General features: G+C 55.2%; 19 protein-coding genes. 5 read left to right on the forward strand and 14 right to left on the reverse strand.

What is annotated here, in order from left to right; genetic code table 11:
- Nucleotides 1-3: 3 nt before the first annotated feature.
- The 9 genes from OGV50_RS06595 to OGV50_RS06635 all read right to left on the reverse strand — a co-directional run bounded on the left by OGV50_RS06595 (nt 4) and on the right by OGV50_RS06635 (nt 9,995).
- Nucleotides 4-1,035, reverse strand: coding sequence for a LacI family DNA-binding transcriptional regulator (locus tag OGV50_RS06595; protein ID WP_153258630.1), 1,032 nt, complete (start codon nt 1,033-1,035; stop codon nt 4-6).
- 106 nt (nt 1,036-1,141) lie between these two features.
- Nucleotides 1,142-2,536 (reverse strand): MFS transporter, encoded by a 1,395-nt coding sequence (locus OGV50_RS06600; protein ID WP_286488395.1) that lies wholly within the window; start codon nt 2,534-2,536, stop codon nt 1,142-1,144.
- A 207-nt stretch (nt 2,537-2,743) separates the two neighbouring features.
- A complete protein-coding gene (locus tag OGV50_RS06605) occupies nt 2,744-3,514 on the reverse strand; it encodes a heme ABC transporter ATP-binding protein (protein ID WP_115626449.1) in 771 nt (256 codons plus the stop codon).
- The gene (locus tag OGV50_RS06610; protein WP_286488396.1) at nt 3,511-4,503 is read right to left on the reverse strand and encodes a FecCD family ABC transporter permease; all 993 of its coding nucleotides are present in this window, start codon (nt 4,501-4,503) and stop codon (nt 3,511-3,513) included. Before OGV50_RS06610 ends, OGV50_RS06605 begins: the two co-directional genes overlap by 4 nt.
- A gap of 50 nt (nt 4,504-4,553) precedes the next feature.
- Nucleotides 4,554-5,177 (reverse strand): anaerobilin reductase, encoded by a 624-nt coding sequence (gene chuY, locus OGV50_RS06615; RefSeq protein ID WP_012133484.1) that lies wholly within the window; start codon nt 5,175-5,177, stop codon nt 4,554-4,556.
- Nucleotides 5,177-5,671, reverse strand: a complete 495-nt coding sequence (gene hutX / locus OGV50_RS06620) for a heme utilization cystosolic carrier protein HutX (RefSeq protein ID WP_012133483.1) — start codon at nt 5,669-5,671, stop codon at nt 5,177-5,179. The genes chuY and hutX overlap by 1 nt, the downstream gene beginning before the upstream one ends.
- A gap of 12 nt (nt 5,672-5,683) precedes the next feature.
- A complete protein-coding gene (gene hutW, locus OGV50_RS06625; RefSeq protein WP_047458361.1) occupies nt 5,684-7,021 on the reverse strand; it encodes a heme anaerobic degradation radical SAM methyltransferase ChuW/HutW in 1,338 nt (445 codons plus the stop codon).
- 20 nt (nt 7,022-7,041) lie between these two features.
- Nucleotides 7,042-7,866 (reverse strand): heme/hemin ABC transporter substrate-binding protein, encoded by an 825-nt coding sequence (locus OGV50_RS06630; protein ID WP_012133481.1) that lies wholly within the window; start codon nt 7,864-7,866, stop codon nt 7,042-7,044.
- 2 nt (nt 7,867-7,868) lie between these two features.
- A complete protein-coding gene (locus tag OGV50_RS06635; protein WP_012133480.1) occupies nt 7,869-9,995 on the reverse strand; it encodes a TonB-dependent receptor in 2,127 nt (708 codons plus the stop codon).
- 282 nt (nt 9,996-10,277) lie between these two features.
- On the opposite strand from OGV50_RS06635, the gene cueR reads away from it, so the two are divergent.
- Nucleotides 10,278-10,694 (forward strand): Cu(I)-responsive transcriptional regulator, encoded by a 417-nt coding sequence (gene cueR / locus OGV50_RS06640; RefSeq protein WP_012133479.1) that lies wholly within the window; start codon nt 10,278-10,280, stop codon nt 10,692-10,694.
- Here cueR and OGV50_RS06645 read toward each other — a convergent pair whose 3' ends face one another.
- A complete protein-coding gene (locus OGV50_RS06645) occupies nt 10,695-11,147 on the reverse strand; it encodes an NfeD family protein (RefSeq protein WP_047458358.1) in 453 nt (150 codons plus the stop codon).
- A complete protein-coding gene (locus OGV50_RS06650; RefSeq protein WP_012133477.1) occupies nt 11,144-12,061 on the reverse strand; it encodes an SPFH domain-containing protein in 918 nt (305 codons plus the stop codon). Before OGV50_RS06650 ends, OGV50_RS06645 begins: the two co-directional genes overlap by 4 nt.
- A 149-nt stretch (nt 12,062-12,210) precedes the next feature.
- Here OGV50_RS06650 and fetA point away from each other — a divergent pair, with 149 nt between their 5' ends.
- Nucleotides 12,211-12,888, forward strand: a complete 678-nt coding sequence (gene fetA / locus OGV50_RS06655; RefSeq protein WP_275155400.1) for an iron efflux ABC transporter ATP-binding subunit FetA — start codon at nt 12,211-12,213, stop codon at nt 12,886-12,888.
- On the forward strand, nt 12,875-13,654 hold the full coding sequence (gene fetB / locus OGV50_RS06660; RefSeq protein WP_047458353.1) for an iron efflux ABC transporter permease subunit FetB: 780 nt from the start codon (nt 12,875-12,877) through the stop codon (nt 13,652-13,654). Before fetA ends, fetB begins: the two co-directional genes overlap by 14 nt.
- 72 nt (nt 13,655-13,726) lie before the next feature.
- Here the strand turns inward: fetB and OGV50_RS06665 are convergent, their stop codons facing one another.
- The 3 genes from OGV50_RS06665 to tesA are packed head-to-tail and all read right to left on the reverse strand — an operon-like array spanning nt 13,727 to nt 16,064.
- The gene (locus OGV50_RS06665) at nt 13,727-14,581 is read right to left on the reverse strand and encodes a co-chaperone YbbN (protein WP_286488397.1); all 855 of its coding nucleotides are present in this window, start codon (nt 14,579-14,581) and stop codon (nt 13,727-13,729) included.
- A gap of 60 nt (nt 14,582-14,641) precedes the next feature.
- Nucleotides 14,642-15,412: an SDR family oxidoreductase gene (locus OGV50_RS06670; protein ID WP_286488398.1), complete on the reverse strand. Its 771-nt coding sequence runs from the start codon at nt 15,410-15,412 to the stop codon at nt 14,642-14,644.
- Nucleotides 15,413-15,440: 28 nt separating this feature from the next.
- Nucleotides 15,441-16,064: a multifunctional acyl-CoA thioesterase I/protease I/lysophospholipase L1 gene (tesA, locus tag OGV50_RS06675; RefSeq protein ID WP_024130579.1), complete on the reverse strand. Its 624-nt coding sequence runs from the start codon at nt 16,062-16,064 to the stop codon at nt 15,441-15,443.
- Here tesA and ybbA point away from each other — a divergent pair.
- Nucleotides 16,035-16,721 (forward strand): putative ABC transporter ATP-binding protein YbbA, encoded by a 687-nt coding sequence (gene ybbA, locus OGV50_RS06680; RefSeq protein WP_012133471.1) that lies wholly within the window; start codon nt 16,035-16,037, stop codon nt 16,719-16,721. The genes tesA and ybbA overlap by 30 nt on opposite strands.
- Complete coding sequence (gene ybbP / locus OGV50_RS06685) at nt 16,718-19,132, forward strand: putative ABC transporter permease subunit YbbP (protein ID WP_286488399.1); 2,415 nt, start codon at nt 16,718-16,720, stop codon at nt 19,130-19,132. Before ybbA ends, ybbP begins: the two co-directional genes overlap by 4 nt.
- The last annotated feature ends 285 nt before the right edge of the window (nt 19,133-19,417 follow it).

A 19,417-nucleotide genomic window follows, 5' to 3' on the forward strand; every position in this document is an offset into this window, starting at 1 on the left:
TTTTTATCTGGTTTCAGGTTGTACTTCATGTCCCTGGCAGCCACACGACTCTCCCACTCGTAAAAAAAACTCAAATTCAACGCGGCGAACTTCTCCATCCCAGTTTTTCAACATATCAATTGCCGCACGAGCCATTTTATCGACAGGCTGTCGGACGGCGGTCAGGGAAGGTACGTTGTAAGCCGATTCTTGTGTTGCGTTAAAGCAGACCAGCGCCACATCCTGTGGAACGCGTAATCCTTGTTCTGCCAGAGCGCGTAAACAGCCAAGCGCCTGCTGTTCATTGGTTGCGAACAGCGCGCGCGGTGGTTTACCTTGCAACATGCGTTTTGTCGCCTCGTAACCTCCGGCGCGGGTATAGTTAGTCGAAAAGATCCAGGAGGGGTTGATAATTAGCGATGACTCTTCCAGCGCTAGCTGCCATCCCCGGATACGATCCTGGGTGTTCAACATTTCACGCGGACCACAAATAATGCCAATATCGCGGTAACCGTGATCAATCAGATGCTTCGTCACCTGCCAGGCCGCCAGTTGTTCATCTACCTGAATAACACTGACATTCAACCCAGTGTCCACGCGATCCAGCATGACGCAGGGGGTTCCGCTCTCCTGAATCAGCTCAATATAGGGATGCCGGTCAACACTGGTATAGATAAGCCCGTCGACCTGACGGTGTAGCATATTGTTAATCAGTTCACGCTCACGTCCGCTGTTGTCGCCCGCATCGCCCAGCAGGAGCACTTTCCCATCAGAAAATGCTTCACGTTGCAGGGCATGCGCCATTGAGGCGATAAACGGGTTAGAGATGTCTGGCGCAATGAGTCCATAGGTTTGCGTGCTGCCTGAAGCCAGGGCGCGCGCTATACCATTAGGTCGATAACCGGTTTTTTTTATGGCCTGCAATACGCGCTGTCGGGTCGCTTCGGCGACGGGGCGCGGACCGTTATTAATAACGTAACTGACAACAGCGACAGATGTTCCCGCTTCTTTTGCAACATCAGAACGTGTTACGCGTTGTGAATGTGATTGGGTCACAAGGCACCTACCTGATTGAGTTCAGAGTGATCTTTTTTCCAGACAGCATAAGGCGTTATGACCCAAAAATCTTTGGTAAAGAACGCGCACCTCACGTTCTCTGGCCTCAAATTGCATCCTCGGGCAAGTTGAGATCCCGCCCACGAGTCTCTGGCGCGAAGAAAGTCGTCACCAGCCCAATTGCGGCCATCAGGGTGAAATAGACGGCGATAGGCCACCAGTGTCCGTAAAATGAGAGCAGCGCCGAGGCGACAAGTGGCGCCGTACCGCCAGACATAATGGACCCCAGCTCTTTTGCGAAAGCCATTTTAGTATAACGGTTGGTCACACCGAAAAGCTCAACGCCCCATGCAGCCTGAACACCGAAAATGCCCAGCGAAGCGAGCCCCATTCCGGTAATGATCGTCGGGATAACAATCCACGGTTCACGAGAATCCAGCAGCATGAATGCCGGAAATGCGTACAGAATCAGTAGCAGACAGAACCAACGGTAAGTGATACGTCTGCCAAATCGGTCAGAAAGCCAACCCGCCAGCGGAATAATGGCAAATCCCAGAATAGAGGCGATAAATACCGCAACAGTGGGGACAGATTTATCAACCATCAGCACTTTGGCAACATAGCCAATGATGAATCCCTGGGCCAGATAGGAGGGGCCATTTTCGCCGATGCGTAATCCGACCATGGTCCAGAACGCTCTGGTGCGTTGCCAGAAGCTACGGGTGTCATACTGTTGCATCTCCTGACCCTGGCGAAGCGCATTCTCTCGCTCGGCTTGCAGGAGTGCTTTTTGACGCTCAAAGACGGGCGTTTCACGCATATGGCGGCGAATAAACAGTGCTGCGGCGGCGATGAGGAAGCTGCAAAGAAAAGGGATGCGCCATCCCCAGCTTAGCAAGGCGTCTTTATCCATTTGCAGTACGATGAGCCAGACTAAAGAAGCCAGCAATGTTCCGCTATTTGAGCCCAGAGCGATAATCGAGGAGACCAGTCCGCGATGCTTAACTGGGGCATATTCACCGAGCATGACGGTGCCGCCTGAAAGCTCTGCCCCGGCGCCCAGCCCCTGGGAAAATCGTAAGATGACCAGGCATACCGGCGCCCAAACGCCAATCTGGGCGTAGCTGGGAATTAAACCGATCAACATGGTCGACATGCCCATTAACCCGATAGTGATAACCATGACAGTCTTCCGGCCATGACGGTCGCCTATCCAGCCGAACAACAGCGCGCCGATGGGGCGTGCTATAAACCCGACGGAATAGGCGGCGAAGCCGGAAAGTAGCGCCATAACTGGTGTGGCTTCAGGAAAAAAGACGTCGCCAAAGATAATGCCTGCGGCGAGGCCATACAGCGCAAAATCGGCATATTCCATTGTCGTGCCTAACCAGCAGGAAAATGTCGCTCGCCAGAATTCGCGGCGCCCCTCGGGGGTTTCCAGTCGTTCCTGAGCTGCCTGTTGGCCGTCCGTCAGGGGAACAGAGGATGAATGCGTGTTCATAAGAACTCCTTGAAGTTAGCTGTCGACATAAGTCGCAGGTTTATACTCTTCACGTTCTACTCGCGTAGATATTATATTTTTACCGCAGATTAATAAATCTACCCGCGTAGAATTACCAGTTGAAAGAGTCAGAATTGAGAAAGCGATCACTTATAACAGGCAATTGTTACAGAAAATGGAGCATCAGCATTCGATGCTCCGCAAGTTTTACCGATCGAGGACGATCAGCGGTGAGAGATTTGATGGATCGTTTAAAACCGTGATATCCGCGCCGTAAAGCGTTTTCAGCGCCTGTTGTTTCAGCACCTCCAGCGGCCTGCCGTTATCAATAAGGCGGCCATTTGCCATCAGCACCACCCGGTCGGCATAGCGTGCGGCAAGATTGAGATCGTGCAGCACGCAGCAGACGTTGAACTGCCGTTCACGCACCAGTTGGCGCAGCAGACGGAAAAGATGCTGCTGGTGGTGAATATCCAGCGCGGAGGTGGGTTCATCCAGAAACAGCCATTTGGGCGAGGGCTCGGGTTCCCAGAGCTGAACCAGCAGGCGCGCCAGCTGTACCCGCTGCTGTTCGCCGCCCGACAACTGCCGGTAATCACGCGAGGCCAGCTGGCTGCAATCGCACAACGCCATGATGTGCTCGGTTTCATCGCGTGGATTATGCGTCCGATGAGGATGCCTGCCCATGCGAATGACTTCCCGAACGCTGAACGGAAACGCCATGTGGCTGTTCTGGCGCATTACCGCGCGGGTCTTCGCCAGTTCCGTCAGCGGCCATTCGGTCAGCGGCTTGCCCAGAAGCGTACAGCGACCAGAGTCGGGCTTCAGATACCCGGTAAGCTGGCGCAGCAGCGTGGATTTCCCGGCGCCATTCGGCCCTAAAATAGCGACGATTTCACCACCAGGCAGAGTCAGCGAAACATTGTCCGTTAAACGGCGTCCATGAATGCTGTAAACCAGATTTTGGGCATCAATCATACCACCCTCCGGCTGTTCAGAATGAGCCACAGGAACCAGGGGCCGCCAATCAGGCTGGTCAGAAGGCCGACCGGCATCTCCGCAGGCTGTACCAGCGTGCGTGCCAGCGTGTCGGCAACCAGGAGCAAACATGCCCCTGCAAGTGTAGAGCAGGGAATGAGCCAGCGATGGTCTGCGCCGATGATCATGCGAATTAAATGGGGAACCACCAGACCGATAAAGCCAATCACGCCGCTTACCGAAACGGCAGCGCCCACCAGCAGGGAGCTGAGCAACAACAGCTGCTGACGTTTACGCTTTACGTTTACCCCCAAATAGTGCGCCTCTTCATCCCCTAATTGCAGCAGGTTCAGCGTCCCGGAAAGACAGGCGGTGGCGGCGATGGCGGGCAGCGCGAACGAACTGGCCACCAGTAGCGTCGGCCACTGCGCCTGACCGAGGCTGCCCATCATCCATAGCGTCAACTGACGTAATTGCTGTTCGTCGCCAACATAGCTCAGTATGCCGATAGCCGCCCCGCACAGCGCATTAATCGCAATCCCGGCCAGCAGCAGTTGCATCATGCCGCCGTGAGCGTGGCGCAGGCTGATCAGAAAAATAACCGCGCAGACCACCACGCTGCCGGCGACGGCAAAGATCATCTGTTCATAGAGCGCCAGAACGACGGGAAACGAAAGAGGGAAAACGATCGCGACGCCGACCATTAACGCAGAGCCGCTGCTGACGCCGAGCAACCCCGGATCGGCCATCGGGTTGCGAAAAAGTCCCTGCATGATCACGCCCGCCGTCGCCAGCGCGCCGCCAACCAGCACGGCCAACAGAACGCGGGGCAAACGGATGTTCAGCCAGATATCCCGGTACTCTTGGTTAAACAGCGAGCTGAAGCTGATGTTCAGCGCGCCCTGGCTGGCGCCGAACAGCACCAGTGCGATCAGCAAGAGTGAAAGCCCCGTCAATACACTGAGGGAAGAGAGTGAATCCTTGAACACTCGAATCTCCATAACGTCATTGCGGCGCGGATGTCCGCGCCGCGAGGGGATCACACCGGCTTTAGTTCAGGCTCAACCAGACTGTAGATCTGATTGTTAAGCGCAGGTGCGCAGGCCAGTTCATGAATATGGGCGGCGACATCCGCACGCATCACAAACCCGTGGCACTCCTGTCCCTGGTAGCGCTGCGCTTTACCTGTTGCATCGCCATTCAGTAAACCGCCAGGCCGCAGGATGGCATAATCCAGTTGACTGGTTTGCAGCCAACTTTCCGCCAGCGTTTTTTCCCGCACGGCCTGGCCGAATGCGGCTTTCGCGCGAGGGGATAAAAATGCCCAACTGTCGCCGCATCCCAGCGACGTCACCAGAATCATGCGTTTGATGCCCACTTTTTCCGCTTCATCAATAACGGTTCTGTGCGCCAGATAATCCTGGTTTCCCCCCATTGATGAAATGACAAGCGCCTCCGGCCCTGCGGCATGGCAGGCGCAGGACACGACGCTTGCGTCGCAGGCATCGCCAATAAATACCTGAACGCCTTTGCTTTGCAAAAGGGCCGCGGTTTCCGGGTGACGAATCACGGCAACGACCGGGCGCTGTTGCGCCAGCGCGAGTTCAAGCGTTCTGGCACCCACGCCTGTACCGCCGGCACCGAAAAGTAACCACGGCGTCATCAGGCGTTTTCCTTCAGAGAGGAGGCCAGGGTGCGGAAGGCGTCAACCTGTTCGCCCAGTAGCTGGCGATGCTCGTCGCGACCGAGGAAGACTTTAAACATGGCGCTGCCCGCCTGGTTGAGGAACAGAATAGACGCGGTGTCCATGCCCATAAATTTGCGCTCCACTAAGGCGATGTGCGTGCAGTTTTCCGCTTTGATATGGCCGGTCATGCCTTTTTTACCGCGCAGATTGAAATAACCGTGACGATGGAAGCCGGAGGGCAGTTCACCGGTAAATTCGAGAATGACATCGGCGGTGTGCACCAGGGTTGTGACTTTGCCCCATTCGCTGACGGTGTCCCAGACGGTATCGAATTTATCGCCGCTGACCAGGGTATGAGAGGGCAGGTTTTTGACTACGTCTAAAAGCGTGGTGTTGTACTGTGCGGCGATCGCTTCCAGCGTTCCGTCCGGCTCAGTGCGCAAAAAATCCTGTAAAGAGACATGGCTCATAAGTTACTCCTTTTATGGTTTATCTACCGCGATGCGCGGTGCGTTAAGTTCCTGAATCAGCTCGTCAAGAGACTGCAAAATATTGCTTGCCCAGAAGCGTCCTTCGTTGGTCAGACGCAGGCAGGTTGACGCATCGCGGGTCAGCCCCGCGTTGTGCCATTGGGTCAGTAATGGAATCAGTTGCTCCGCGTGAGGCGTCAGTTCATCAAGCGGTACGCGCGCCGTTTCAATCCCCGCCTGTAACGTATGGCGCCACTGAAAGCCGCGTTCGGCGGTACGCATCATCATCATTAACGGTTTTTTCCCGGCGGCGATAGTTTCATGCCAGGTGGAAAGGTTTCTCTCCACCATCCAGGAATAGCCGTTGACCGAACCGCCTGCGCCGGAGCCGAATGCGAGGCAGTCAGCGCCTTGCTTGATCAGCAGGTTGTACAGGTTGCGTTCTCGGGTGGTACGCGCCCAGTGGCTGTTGCTGATGCAACGCCAGCCCGCGCTATCCATAAAATCGCAGCCCTGAAGGTAGAGGTCGCGACGCGCTGAGGGGGAAGGAACGGTCGTCCGGCCACTTTCAACCGCTTTACCGAGCGGCGTATTGGGAAGCAAATTCAGCGCATACAGATCGATCCCATCCAGCCCGATATCGCGGGCTATCGCCAGATCTTCGCCCCACAGGGCGGCATCCTGACCGGGCAGACCGAACAGCAGATCGCACACCACGGCGGCGCGATCCCGCCGCACCAGACCGTTCATAAAGGCGATGGCGGTTGGGCCGTCCGAGGTGCGCGCCATTTTCTTGCGGATCTTGCTGTTGAAAGACTGAATGCCGATAGAAAACCGATTGGCGCCCGCATCAAGACAGGCATCAACGCGGGCATCATCAAAGTTGAGTACCCGACCTTCGATAGTGATTTCGCAATCCGGCGCCAGCGGCAGTTTTTCACGCAGCGTGGTGATGATCCTGGCCAGATCCCTGGCCGACAGCGCAGACGGCGTTCCACCGCCGAAATACACCGCATGAATGGGCGCTGACTGGTGCAGCGTGCTGTCGGCTTCCATCTCTATTTCACGTAGCAGGGCGTCGGTATAGCGTGCGCAGTGATCCTCTTCAAAGCGGTTCTGATAAAAACCGCAGAAAGTACAGTGGGTTGCGCAAAAAGGGATATGTAAATACACCAGTCTTTTGCGCGGTGGAACGGTCTGGCTGATGACGTTCTGCCAGGTTTGCGACAATTGCTCTTTTGCAACAGGAATCGCACCACGCCATGGCATCGTGGCCCGACGATCCTTAAAGGGCTGGTTCCCCTCCAGCGCGAAATGTGGAGTGAGATCCAGCGTGTGTTGAGTATTCATAATTGTAATGCCAAATCCATTTAATGAGGCCAGAGTTGCTGGTGCAGAGTTTCAACGGCGTCAGCGACGCGGGGACCCATCCCCAGAATCAACGCCTGATCAATGGCGACGATCCGCTGATTTTTCCAGGCGGAGGTATGGGTGATACCGGCAATGGCGCGCAGGCGATTGATGTCGCCCTCGACCATCTGTGATGTCACAACAATCACCTGCGGGTTTGCCGCAATCAGCGATTCCGCGCTGTAACTTTTATATTGCGCATGTTGGGCGACATTCTGCGCGCCAGCGAGGGTCAGAATCGCGTCAGCGACGCTGCCCTTACCGGCGATCTGCGGGGCGCTGCCCCCCGCAGAAAGAATAAACATCGCCTTAACCGGCGCGCCTTTCGCCTTCACGCTGTCCTGCACACGATCCAGCCGCTGGCGAATGCGGTTAACCAGCGCGTCGCCCTGTTCAGGAACCTGGAGCGTGTTCGCCAGGGCATGAATATTGGCGTACATCTGGTCAACGGTGGCCGGAACGCGCGGCAGGGTGACAACGTTGACTTTCTGGGTGCGCAACTGCTCCAGCACAATATGCGGGCCCGCGTCCTGCCAGGTGATAAAGCTGTCCGGGCGCAGCGATAAAATGCCCTCACTGTTCAGTTGCTTCCAGTAGCCAATATGCGGCAGTGCAGCGGTTTCGGGGGGATAAGAGGTGGTTTCATCCACCCCGACAACGCGATCGCCGATGCCCATTGCAAAAATAAGCTCACTGAGAGAACCGCCCGCCACCACCAGTCGTTCGGCCGCCTGCACGCTGAAGGCGCTAACCAGCGCCAGCAAGCCAATGACAAGTCTCTTCATCGTCAGAAATTCCACGCAAAACCAATCGCTGCGTTAAAGCCCGCCGCTGGAATAGATTCATGAGCGGTCTGGTAACGTTTATCGGTCAGGTTGTTCAGCGCCAGATTGACCTGATACTGATCCTGCGGACCAAACTCAGTATTAAAGGCGAGGTTAAGCGTCGCCCAGCCCGGATAGCGAATTTCAGTCTCTCCCGTGTTGTCTTTGGCGCTGGATGCCGCACGGATGAAGAGATCGGAAGTGATATTCGCGGCATTGAGCAGCAGCGTGTGTTTCAGACCTGCGCGGCCTGTCAGCATCGGTTCGCCGGTATCCCAGGTTTTCTGCACGTCGCCTTCATACTGACGACGAATCAGGTTGCCGCTCAGATAAGGCGATACGGCCCAGGCGTTGTATTCCGCCGTCAGCTCCATCCCCCAGGTTTTGGCGCGGTCAATGTTGTCGTAGTAGTAGGATGAGGTGCTGCTGCCATTACAAATTGCTTGCCCTGAACAGGCGAGACTGGCGATATAGTCTTTGGCTTCGGAGTAGTAAATCGCCCCGTCAATCAGCCACATATTGCCTTTGTAACGCGCACCCAGTTCATAGTTATTGGAGTGCTCAGCCTTCAGGTCAGGATTGCCATAGGTGATTCTGCCGCCCGCAGACGTTTGCATAAACAACTGAACCAGCGTCGGGAAGACATATCCCTGAGCATAGGCTGCGCGTAGCTCAAGATTATCAAAACCGGAGTAACGCAGGCTGGTTGAGGTGACTAACTCATCGTCATGCGCTGACTTTCCACCGGATGACTGCCAGGTTGTGCCGCTCAGACTGTCGCTACGGTTCAGTTTAGAAGAGAGCCAGTACTGACGTGCGCCGACGGTCCAGGTCCAGTCATCGGCAAAACGCCAGTCGTTTTGCGCAAATATTGAGGCGTTACCTTGTTCAGCCTCAATATGTGACAGGGTATTGGTCTGGATATCGAAGACGCCGGTTGCCGCTGTCTGACGCGTGCTGCTATTGGTGTCCTGCTTCACTTTGTCGTGCTGATACTGCGTCCCGATAACCAGCTCGTTGTTCGCTGGCAGTGAGAAGTTGCTCTGTAACGTCACACCCTGCGTGTACTGTTTATCATTGGTGTTGGTCTGATTGCTGACTGTCAGCGCCTGAATCATCGGGCTTGGGATGACCTGGGTGGTTTTTACCCGATTCTCAAATTTACGCTCAATGGTCTGGCTGTAAGCGTCGAGGTGGATTTTTTTCAGGTAATCGCCATCGGCATCATAGTCATAGAAAACGCCGACCTTTTCGCGTTCCAGTTTCGGAATACGGACGCTGAATTCGTCATACTGGTTATCCGCATCGCTAATCCAGGTTTGGGTAGACGTTTTGTAGCGATCGAGTGATAGTCCAAATTTATGTCGATCGAGATTGTAGCCAAGCCAGACGCCCTGGCTGTTGTTGCGGAAATTGGTGTTGGGCAATCTGCCGTCAGGCGTGTCGCGGTTGCCCTGATCGGAATAACTGCCGTTAATGCGGTAGTCAAAGTTGCCGATGCTGCCCCAGGCGGCGGCCGACTCCTCCCAGCCTGCGGTCGCGGAGTTGTAAACGGCTTTGACGCTTCCGCCGAGCGGCTTATCGCCGCCTTTTTTCGTAATAAAGTTCACCACGCCGCCGATGGCCTGCGAGCCATAGAGCACCGAGTAGGGGCCTTTAACGATTTCAATACGCTCAAGCGACGATTCATCAATGAGCAAGCCGGCGCCGTAGTTTTGCCCGGCGCGCTGATAGCTGACGACCTGGCCGTCAATCAAAATTAATACGCGTGAAGAGGCTTCGCCGCGAATGCGGATCTGTTTGCGTCCTGCCAGAGAGTTATCAGTAACTTCAACGCCGGGGATGTCCTGTAGATCGTCCGCAATCGACACGCTGGTGGAGTTCTGTATGGCCTGGCGGTCGATAACCTGAATCGTGGCCGGGCTTTCCCAAAGGCTACTTTCTGAGCGGTTAGCGGTGACGATTAACGTGTCGTCATCCGATACTTTATGATGTTGTGCTGTAGTTGTCGTGGCTGCTGAAACAGCACCTGAAACGCATAATGTCAGGGCCGAAAGAATAAATGGCCGTTGGCTAATCCGTGGCAACATGTGAGAACCTTTATGAGTATGTAAATGATCATCATTATCATTCGCGTTTATATAGAAGATGTATCCACAAGTTCAAGGTTGAAAGATGTATAATTAATGCACCTTTGATCTGTATCAATATGTTGCAAGCAAGACAGCCATAAGTGTGAGCGAGATCGCACATAACAGTAGGATTGTTAAGGATTTATTGCACAGGCGCCAGGGGCATTCCACCCCGTGATAGCATGGGGGCGATGTGGGTTATAATGAGCTTCGGCATCAACATGCTCTGCGGGGGGAGATGTGAATATTAGCGATGTTGCGAAAAAAACAGGCTTAACCAGCAAGGCTATTCGATTTTATGAAGAGAAAGGGCTGGTGACGCCGCCGCTGCGCAGTGAAAACGGATACCGCACTTACAGCCAGCAGCATTTAAACGAGTTAACGCTGTTGCGTCAGGCGCGTCAGGTCGGTTTTAACCTGGAAGAGTGCGGTGAACTGGTGAATTTGTTTAACGATCCGGGGCGCCATAGCGCAGATGTGAAAAAACGTACGCTGGAAAAGGTCGCTGAGATTGAACGCCACATCAGCGAATTGCAGGCTATGCGCACGCAATTACTGACCCTGGCGGAGTCATGCCCGGGTGATGACAGCGCCGATTGCCCGATCATTGATAATCTTTCCGGCTGCTGTCATCACAAAGGTAAAGCCCGCCGTTGATCACACGGCCTTAATGCGCAACGTTATCCCTTCGATGGCAATCACCTCCACCTGCGTTCCGGCGCTCAGATCCGCGTCGGCGCTGACGGGCCAGGAGCTGTCGCCGACGCGCATGTGGCCGCGTCCGTTGACCAGCGCGGTTTCCAGAATAAAGCGGTGGCCTACCAGCTGTTTCCCGCGTTGATTAAGGTGACTGTCAGCCGGTTTTTGCTCACGCACGCGCCGTGCCAGCCACTTCCACCACAGCCAGGCCGCCAGCAGCGTCAATACGGCGAACATAACGCCTTGCCACTCCCAGCCGAGCGGCACCAGCCAGACCACCAGGCCAGTAATCACGGCGGCGACACCGCTCCACAGCAGGTAGCCGTTCCCTCCCAGCATCTCGGCGGCCAGCAGTAGCCCACCAAGACTCAGCCAGAAAATATGCGGGTGAACCAGAATCATCGCTATCATGATTTGTTCCGTTCGCTGGTGCTGTCCTTGATAAGTTCGGTGATCCCGGCAATGGAGCCCATCAGACTGCTGGCGTCCAGCGGCATCATGACAACCTTACTGTTGCCTGACGAACCAATCTGCTGCAACGCTTCGGTGTATTTCTGCGCCACGAAGTAGTTCACCGCCTGAATATCCCCGGCGGCGATCGCTTCAGAGACCATCTGGGTGGCGCGGGCTTCCGCTTCAGCGGAACGTTCACGCGCTTCAGCCTGTAAGAAGGCAGACTGGCGTTCGCCTTCCGCTTTCAGGATCTGCGACTGTTTTTCACCCTCAGCTTTCAGAATTTCAGCCTGGCGCACCCCTTCCGCCTCCAGAATGTAGGCGCGTTTGGTACGTTCTGCTTTCATCTGGGCGTTCATGGATGAAATCAATTCCGCCGGTGGACGGACATCGCGGATCTCAATACGCGTAACCTTGACGCCCCAGGGATTGGTGGCCTCATCGACAATGTGCAGCAGGCGCGTGTTGATGCTGTCGCGCTGGGAAAGCATTTCATCCAGCTCCATTGACCCCAGTACGGTACGGATGTTGGTCATGGTGAGGTTGATAATGGCCAGCTCAAGATTGCTGACTTCATAGGCCGCGCGCGGAGCGTCGATAACCTGAATAAAGCACACCGCGTCAATGGTGACGTTGGCGTTATCTTTTGAGATAACCTCCTGCGACGGGATATCGAGTACCTGTTCCATCATGTTGATCTTGCGACCAATTCTGTCCATAAACGGCACTACCAGGCTCAGGCCTGGTTGCAGGGTTTTGGTGTAACGGCCAAAACGCTCCACGGTCCACTGGTATCCCTGTGGGACAATTTTGACGCCTGCGCCGACTATCACCAACGCCACGAAAATGAGAATAGGGATAAAAATAAGCATTGATAAACCTCCTGTCGTGCTGTCCATGTAAAAAAACGGTCTTTGCGGTCTGTTTAATCAAATTATACCCGATTAATCAAAGTGAGTTCCCCTCTTATAAATTACAGGGATACACTGTTTACTTTAAAGATGTGAAAAATGGATGTGAGATGAAAGAGAGCAGCCCTTTGCTCCAGCTAAGAAAGGTGGGATACCAGGCTGGCGCCACGAAAATTCTCAATAACATCAGTTTCATGCTGAATGCCGGGGAATTTAAACTGATTACCGGCCCATCCGGGTGCGGTAAAAGCACATTGCTAAAGATTGTGGCGTCATTAATCAGCCCGGATACGGGGGATATCCTGTTCGAAGGCGAAGAGATTGCCATGCTTAAGCCCGAAACTTACCGCCAGCAGGTCTCTTATTGCGCCCAGACGCCAGTGCTGTTTGGCGATACGGTGTATGACAACCTGATTTTTCCCTGGCAGATTCGCAACAAAACGCCGGAACCGAAGGCTTTTCTCGCCGATCTGGCGCAGTTTGAGCTACCGGAAACCATTTTACAGAAAAACATTACGGCGCTTTCCGGCGGGGAAAAACAACGTATCTCATTGATCCGTAATTTACAGTTTCTGCCGCAGGTTCTGCTGCTGGATGAGATCACCAGTGCGCTGGATGAGCGCAATAAAGAGAATGTGAATGACATTATTCATCGCTATGTTCGCGATAAAAATATTGCCGTGCTGTGGGTAACACACGATAAAGATGAAATTAATCATGCGGATAATGTGATTACGCTTCAGCCTCATGCCGGAGAAATGCAGGAAGCTACCTATGAACGAGCATAATATAACGAATGAGTCGCTGGCGTTATCGATGATGCTGGTGGTTGTGGCTATTCTGATTAGCCACAAAGAGAAACTGGCGCTGGAAAAAGATATTCTCTGGAGCGTTGCCCGTGCGGTAATCCAGCTTGTTATCGTCGGCTATGTTCTGAAATACATTTTTGGCGTCAATCACGCCATCCTGACATTATTGATGGTGCTGTTTATCTGTTTTAACGCGGCGTATAACGCGCAAAAACGCAGTAAATATATTGATAAAGCGTTTACCTCGTCGTTTATTGCGATTACGACCGGAGCGGGGCTGACGCTGGCGGTACTGGTATTGTCAGGATCTATCGAGTTTACGCCGATGCAGGTGATCCCGATTTCCGGCATGATTGCGGGTAACGCGATGGTGGCGGTAGGGCTGTGCTACAACAATCTGGGCCAGCGATTCAGCAGCGAGCAGCAGCAAATTCAGGAGAAGCTCAGTCTGGGCGCAACGCCGAAAACGGCGTCTGCGGGGCTTATTCGCGACAGTATTCGCGCGTCGCTGATCCCGACCATTGATTCGGCAAAAACGGTTGGGCTGGTGAGCTTACCGGGGATGATGTCCGGGTTGATTTTTGCCGGTATCGATCCGGTAAAAGCGATTAAGTATCAGATAATGGTGACTTTTATGCTGCTATCCACAGCAAGCCTGTCGACCATTATCGCCTGCTATTTAACCTACCGGAAATTCTATAATTCGCGCCACCAACTGGTGGTGACGCATTTAAAGAAGATGTGATGCCGGGGGGATCGGTATTTTTAGCGTTTGTAGGCCCGATAAGCGTAGCGCCATCGGGCAAAATGCAGCGGATTAGTACAACAGCGCGTACAGCTGGCGGCGGAATTTCGACGCCAAAGAATCGCCGGTGCCTAACGCGGCGAGGATCTCCTGGAACGTTTTCCGCGCCTGACCGTCTGCGGCGGCGAGATCTTTCTTCAAATGGCTGAACAATAACTCCAGCGCCTCTTCGTTACGCCCGACCTGATGCAGTTGCAGCGCCAGTTGCGCCGCCAGCGCCGCATCTTCTGGATTGTCCGCAACCTGCTGTTGCAGTTGCTGGATTTCCGGGGTGTCGGCCGCCTGTTTCAGTAAATCAATCTGCGCGACCAGGCCCTGATAGCGGGTGTCCTGATCCTGTAACGGAATGGTTTTCAGCACGGCTTCGGCGTCTTCCGTACGGTTGAGGGCAATCTGGGTTTCCGCCAGCAGCAGGCCGATCTCGCCGTTCTGATGAGAGAGCTGCCAGGCGTCTTTCAGCAGCGGCAGCGCTTCAATGTAGTTGCCTTCCTGCATCAGTAGCATCGCCTGCTGCGCTTTCAGCTCTTCTTCACGCGGCAGCACTTTGTCGAGCAGCGCGCGAATCGCTTCTTCCGGCTGCGGCCCCTGGAAGCCGTCGACCGGCTGACCGTTCTGGAACAGATACACGGTAGGAATAGCGCGCAAGCCAAACTGGGAGGCGATCATCTGCTCGGCGTCGCAGTCGAGTTTCGCGAGGATAAACTGGCCGTTGTACTGTGCGGCAAGGCTTTCCAGCACTGGCGTCAGTTGCAGACAATGCTGGCTGCGTTCAGACCAAAAATAGAACAGAACCGGGGTGGTCATCGACTGTTCGAGGGTCTGTTGCAGGTTAGATTCGTTAATATTGACAATATTTTGTACGGACATGGAGTCACTCTCTTTATGTCTGGTTCTCTTTTACATGGGGGCTGACGCGCGCGCTTCAACTCAACCCTGCAAAATTTTGTCCATCGCGCGTCCCGGCAGCACGCGCTTCAGCAGCGTGACTGCCCACGTCACCATCGTAACCGGGTAGCGTAATTTCGGTTTGTCGCTCTCAAAAGCATGGCGGACTTTAGCGACAACGGCTTCTGGCCCGAGCGTAAAACGCGCGGCAATCCCCGGATTTTCTACCGGTTTGTCGCTCTGGGTCTGGTTGACGTTATCGGTAAACCGGGTACGAATCGGGCCGGGTTCGATCAGGCTGACCTTAATACCCGTGTGGCGCAGCTCCATGCGTAGCGCATCAGACCAGGCTTCCAGCGCATATTTGCTGGCGGCATAGGCGCCGCGCCCTGGCGTGGAGATCAGCCCCATCACGGATGAGGTCATCACAATGCGCCCTTCGCCGTACGGCAGCATAGCAGGGAGCAGGCGCATAGTGAGCTGGTGCGCGCCAAAGAAATTGGCGGAAAACTGCTGCTCCATCTGCGCGCGGCTGATAGTGGTAAGCGGGCCATACACGCCGTATCCGGCATTGTTAAAGATCCCATATAAACGATTATCGGTCAGGGCGATCACGTCGTCTGCGGCGCGATCCACGCTTTCCGGCGAGTCGAGGTCGATCAGCACGCCGGTGAATCCCATGCTGTTCATCCGCGTGACGTCATCGGGTTTACGGCAACCTGCCAGAATTTGAAAACCCTGACGTTTCAGTTCAAGAGCGCTTTCCAGACCGATTCCGCTGGAACATCCTGTAATTAAGACCGATTTTTGCATAACTTTACCTGTCAGGATCTCCGTTGATTTACGAGTCGTGGTTAACTAATGGGGTCAGTTGTTGCGCCATCCAGTCGGCAATAAACGGCTGGGCGTCGCGATTAGGATGAATACCGTCGTCCTGCATCCATTGTGGTTTCAGATAAACCTCTTCCATAAAAAAGGGCAGAAGCGGAATATCAAACTCTTTAGCAAGCCGTGGGTAGATGGCGCTAAAGGTTTCATTATAACGGCGACCATAGTTTGCGGGCAGACGAATTTGCATGAGCAACGGCTCGGCGTTTGCGGCCTTCACATCCAGCAGAATTTTACGCAGGGTTTGCTCGGTTTGCTGAGGTTGAAAACCGCGCAGGCCGTCATTGCCGCCAAGCTCGACCAGAACCCAGCGGGGCTGATGCTGCTTCAGCAGCGCAGGCAGACGCGCCAGGCCTTGCTGCGAGGTGTCGCCGCTAATGCTGGCATTGATGACCGGCGTTTTGTCCTGCCATTTGTCGTTAAGCAGCGCAGGCCAGGCCGCGCTGGCGGACATGCGGTATCCGGCGCTCAGGCTGTCACCCAGAATTAATAACGTGTCCGCTGCGGCGGCGCGGAACGTTAACAGGACCAGAAACAGGAAGGGCAAATGCCAGCGGAAAACATTGTTGAAGTTCATCGTCTTAAGAAGTCCGTCGGTCAGGGTGAGCATGAGCTTTCCATCCTTACCGGAGTTGAACTGGTTGTCAAACGCGCCGAGACTATTGCGCTGATCGGCGAGTCAGGATCGGGGAAATCGACGCTGCTGGCGATTCTGGCCGGGCTGGATGATGGCAGCAGCGGCGAGGTGAATCTGGTTGGGCAGTCTCTGCACACGATGGATGAAGAGGCGCGGGCGCAGCTGCGCGCGCAGCATGTCGGCTTTGTTTTCCAGTCTTTTATGTTGATTCCCACGCTGAATGCCCTGGAAAACGTTGAACTGCCCGCCTTGCTGCGGGGAGAGAACAGCGGGAAAAGCCGCGATGGCGCGAAAGCGTTGCTGGAACAGTTAGGCCTGGGGAAACGTCTTGATCATCTTCCGGCCCAGCTTTCCGGCGGCGAGCAGCAGCGTGTGGCGCTGGCGAGAGCGTTCAACGGGCGGCCGGACGTGCTGTTTGCCGATGAACCGACGGGAAACCTTGACCGGCAGACCGGGGATAAAATCGCCGACCTGCTGTTTTCGCTTAATCGCGAACATGGCACCACCCTGATTCTGGTGACGCACGACCCGCAGCTGGCGGCGCGTTGCGACCGACGATTACGCCTGGTGGATGGGCAGTTGCAGGAGGAGGCATGATTGCACGCTGGTTCTGGCGCGAATGGCGCTCACCTTCCTTACTGATTGTCTGGCTGGCGCTGAGTCTGGCGGTGGCCTGCGTGCTGGCGCTGGGCAATATCAGCGATCGCATGGAAAAGGGTTTAAGTCAGCAAAGCCGTGATTTTATGGCCGGAGACCGGGCGCTGCGCAGTTCGCGCGAGGTGCCGCTGGCGTGGATCGATGAGGCGCGCAAACGCGGTCTGAAAGTGGGCGAACAGATGACTTTCGCCACCATGACCTTCGCGGACGATACGCCGCAGTTGGCCAGCGTCAAAGCGGTGGATGACGTTTATCCGATGTACGGTGAGCTGCAAACGAATCCGCCGGGGTTAAAACCGCAGCCGGGTTCCGTGTTGCTGGCGCCAAGACTGATGGCGCTCCTCAACCTGAAAACGGGTGACAGCATCGACGTCGGCGACGCCACGCTGCGTATTGCTGGCGAGGTGGTACAGGAGCCGGATTCCGGGTTTAACCCTTTCCAGATGGCTCCACGCCTGATGATGCACATTGCGGATGTTGAAAAAACGGGCGCAGTACAGCCGGGAAGTCGCGTGACGTGGCGCTATAAGTTTGGCGGTACGCCGCAGCAGCTGGACGGCTATGAAAAGTGGCTATTGCCGCAGCTTAAGCCTGAACATCGCTGGTACGGGCTGGAACAAGATGAAGGCGCGCTGGGCAAATCGCTTGAACGCTCGCAGCAGTTCCTGCTGCTGTCGGCGCTGTTAACGTTGCTGTTAGCAGTAGCGGCCGTGGCGGTGGCGATGAGCCACTACTGCCGCAGCCGCTACGATCTGATTGCGATCCTCAAAACGCTGGGGGCGGGCAGGGCGCAACTGCGCAGGCTGATCGTCGGGCAGTGGGGGATGCTGCTGGCTCTTTCCGCCGTGACGGGAGGCGCCATTGGGTTACTGTTCGAGAACGTGCTAATGGTGCTGCTTAAACCGGTGTTACCCGCCGTTCTGCCGCCAGCCAGCCTCTGGCCGTGGCTGTGGGCGCTGGGAACGATGATCATCATTTCTTTGCTGGTTGGACTGCGTCCGTATCGTCTGTTGCTGGCGACGCAGCCGTTGCGTGTGCTGCGGCGTGATGTGGTTGCGCGTGTCTGGCCGCTGAAGGTGTATCTTCCGGTGGTCACGGTTGTCGTCGTCGCGCTGCTTGCGGGGTTGATGGGCGGCAGCATGTTGCTGTGGGCGGTGCTGTCCGGCGCGGTGGTGCTGGCGCTACTTTGCGGTGTGCTGGGCTGGATGCTGTTGAACGTGCTGCGCGGTATGACGTTGACATCGCTGCCTCTGCGCCTGGCCGTAAGCCGACTGCTGCGCCAGCCGTGGTCCACGTTAAGCCAGCTCTCGGCTTTTTCGCTCTCTTTTATGCTGCTGGCGCTTCTGCTGGTGCTGCGCGGCGATCTGCTGGATCGCTGGCAACAACAACTGCCGCCGGAAAGTCCGAACTATTTCCTCATCAATATCGCTTCTGAACAGGTGGTGCCGCTGAAGGCCTTCCTGTCTGAGCATCAGGTGATCCCGGAGGCATTCTTCCCGATCGTGCGGGCGCGACTGACGGAGATTAATGGTCTGCCGACCGAAGGAAATCAGGACGAAGCGCTTAACCGTGAGCTGAATCTGACGTGGCAGGATACGCGCCCGGATCATAACCCGATTACCGCCGGAAGCTGGCCGCCAAAAGCGGGAGAGGTCTCGATAGAGGAAGGGCTGGCGAAGCGGCTGAATATACAACTCGGCGATCGTGTGACCTTTATGGGCGATACCCAGGACTTTAGCGCGACGGTCAGCAGCCTGCGCAAAGTAGACTGGGAAAGTCTGCGGCCTAACTTCTTCTTTATCTTCCCCTCCGGCGCGCTGGACGGGCAGCCGCAGAGCTGGCTTACCAGCTTCCGTTGGGAAAATGGCAACGGTATGCTGACGCAGCTTAATCGCGAGTTCCCGACCATCAGCCTGCTGGATATCGGCGCGATCCTGAAACAGGTCGGTCAGGTGCTGGAGCAGGTCAGTCGGGCGCTGGAGGTGATGGTGGTGCTGGTCACGGCCTGCGGCATGCTGTTGTTACTGGCGCAGGTTCAGGTCGGAATGCGTCAACGTCATCAGGAACTGGTGGTCTGGCGCACCTTAGGCGCGGGCAAAAAACTGCTGCGCACCACGCTCTGGTGTGAATTTGCCATGCTGGGTATGGTCTCCGGGCTGGTGGCGGCGATCGGCGCGGAAACTGCGCTGGCGGTGCTGCAAAGCCAGGTGTTCGATTTTCCGTGGGAACCGGACTGGCGCGTGTGGATTATTTTGCCCGTCTGCGGCGCATTATTACTTTCATTATGCGGCGGATGGCTCGGCGCGCGTCTGTTAAAAGGCAAAGCGTTATTTCGCCAGTTTAATAATTAATTTATAGATGTGATGATCACACACCGGTTTTTATACCGGTGTGTAGTTTTAATAATATAATTTATATACGTGATGATTACGCACCGGTGTTTATACTGGTGTGTACTCCCTATGTGGCACGAATTGTTAACCCCTCGATTTTTAGTAGCACAAAACATTAAAAACCCGCCAACACGACAGGATTAATACCAGTTAATATTTAATTGCTAAGGAAGGTGCGAACAAGTTCCTGATATGAGATCATCATATTCATCCGGAGCGCATCCCAGAGGGACATCATGAGCC

This window comes from Citrobacter sp. CK180 (genome assembly GCF_030333655.1).
GTDB classification, from domain to species: domain Bacteria; phylum Pseudomonadota; class Gammaproteobacteria; order Enterobacterales; family Enterobacteriaceae; genus Citrobacter_B; species Citrobacter_B koseri.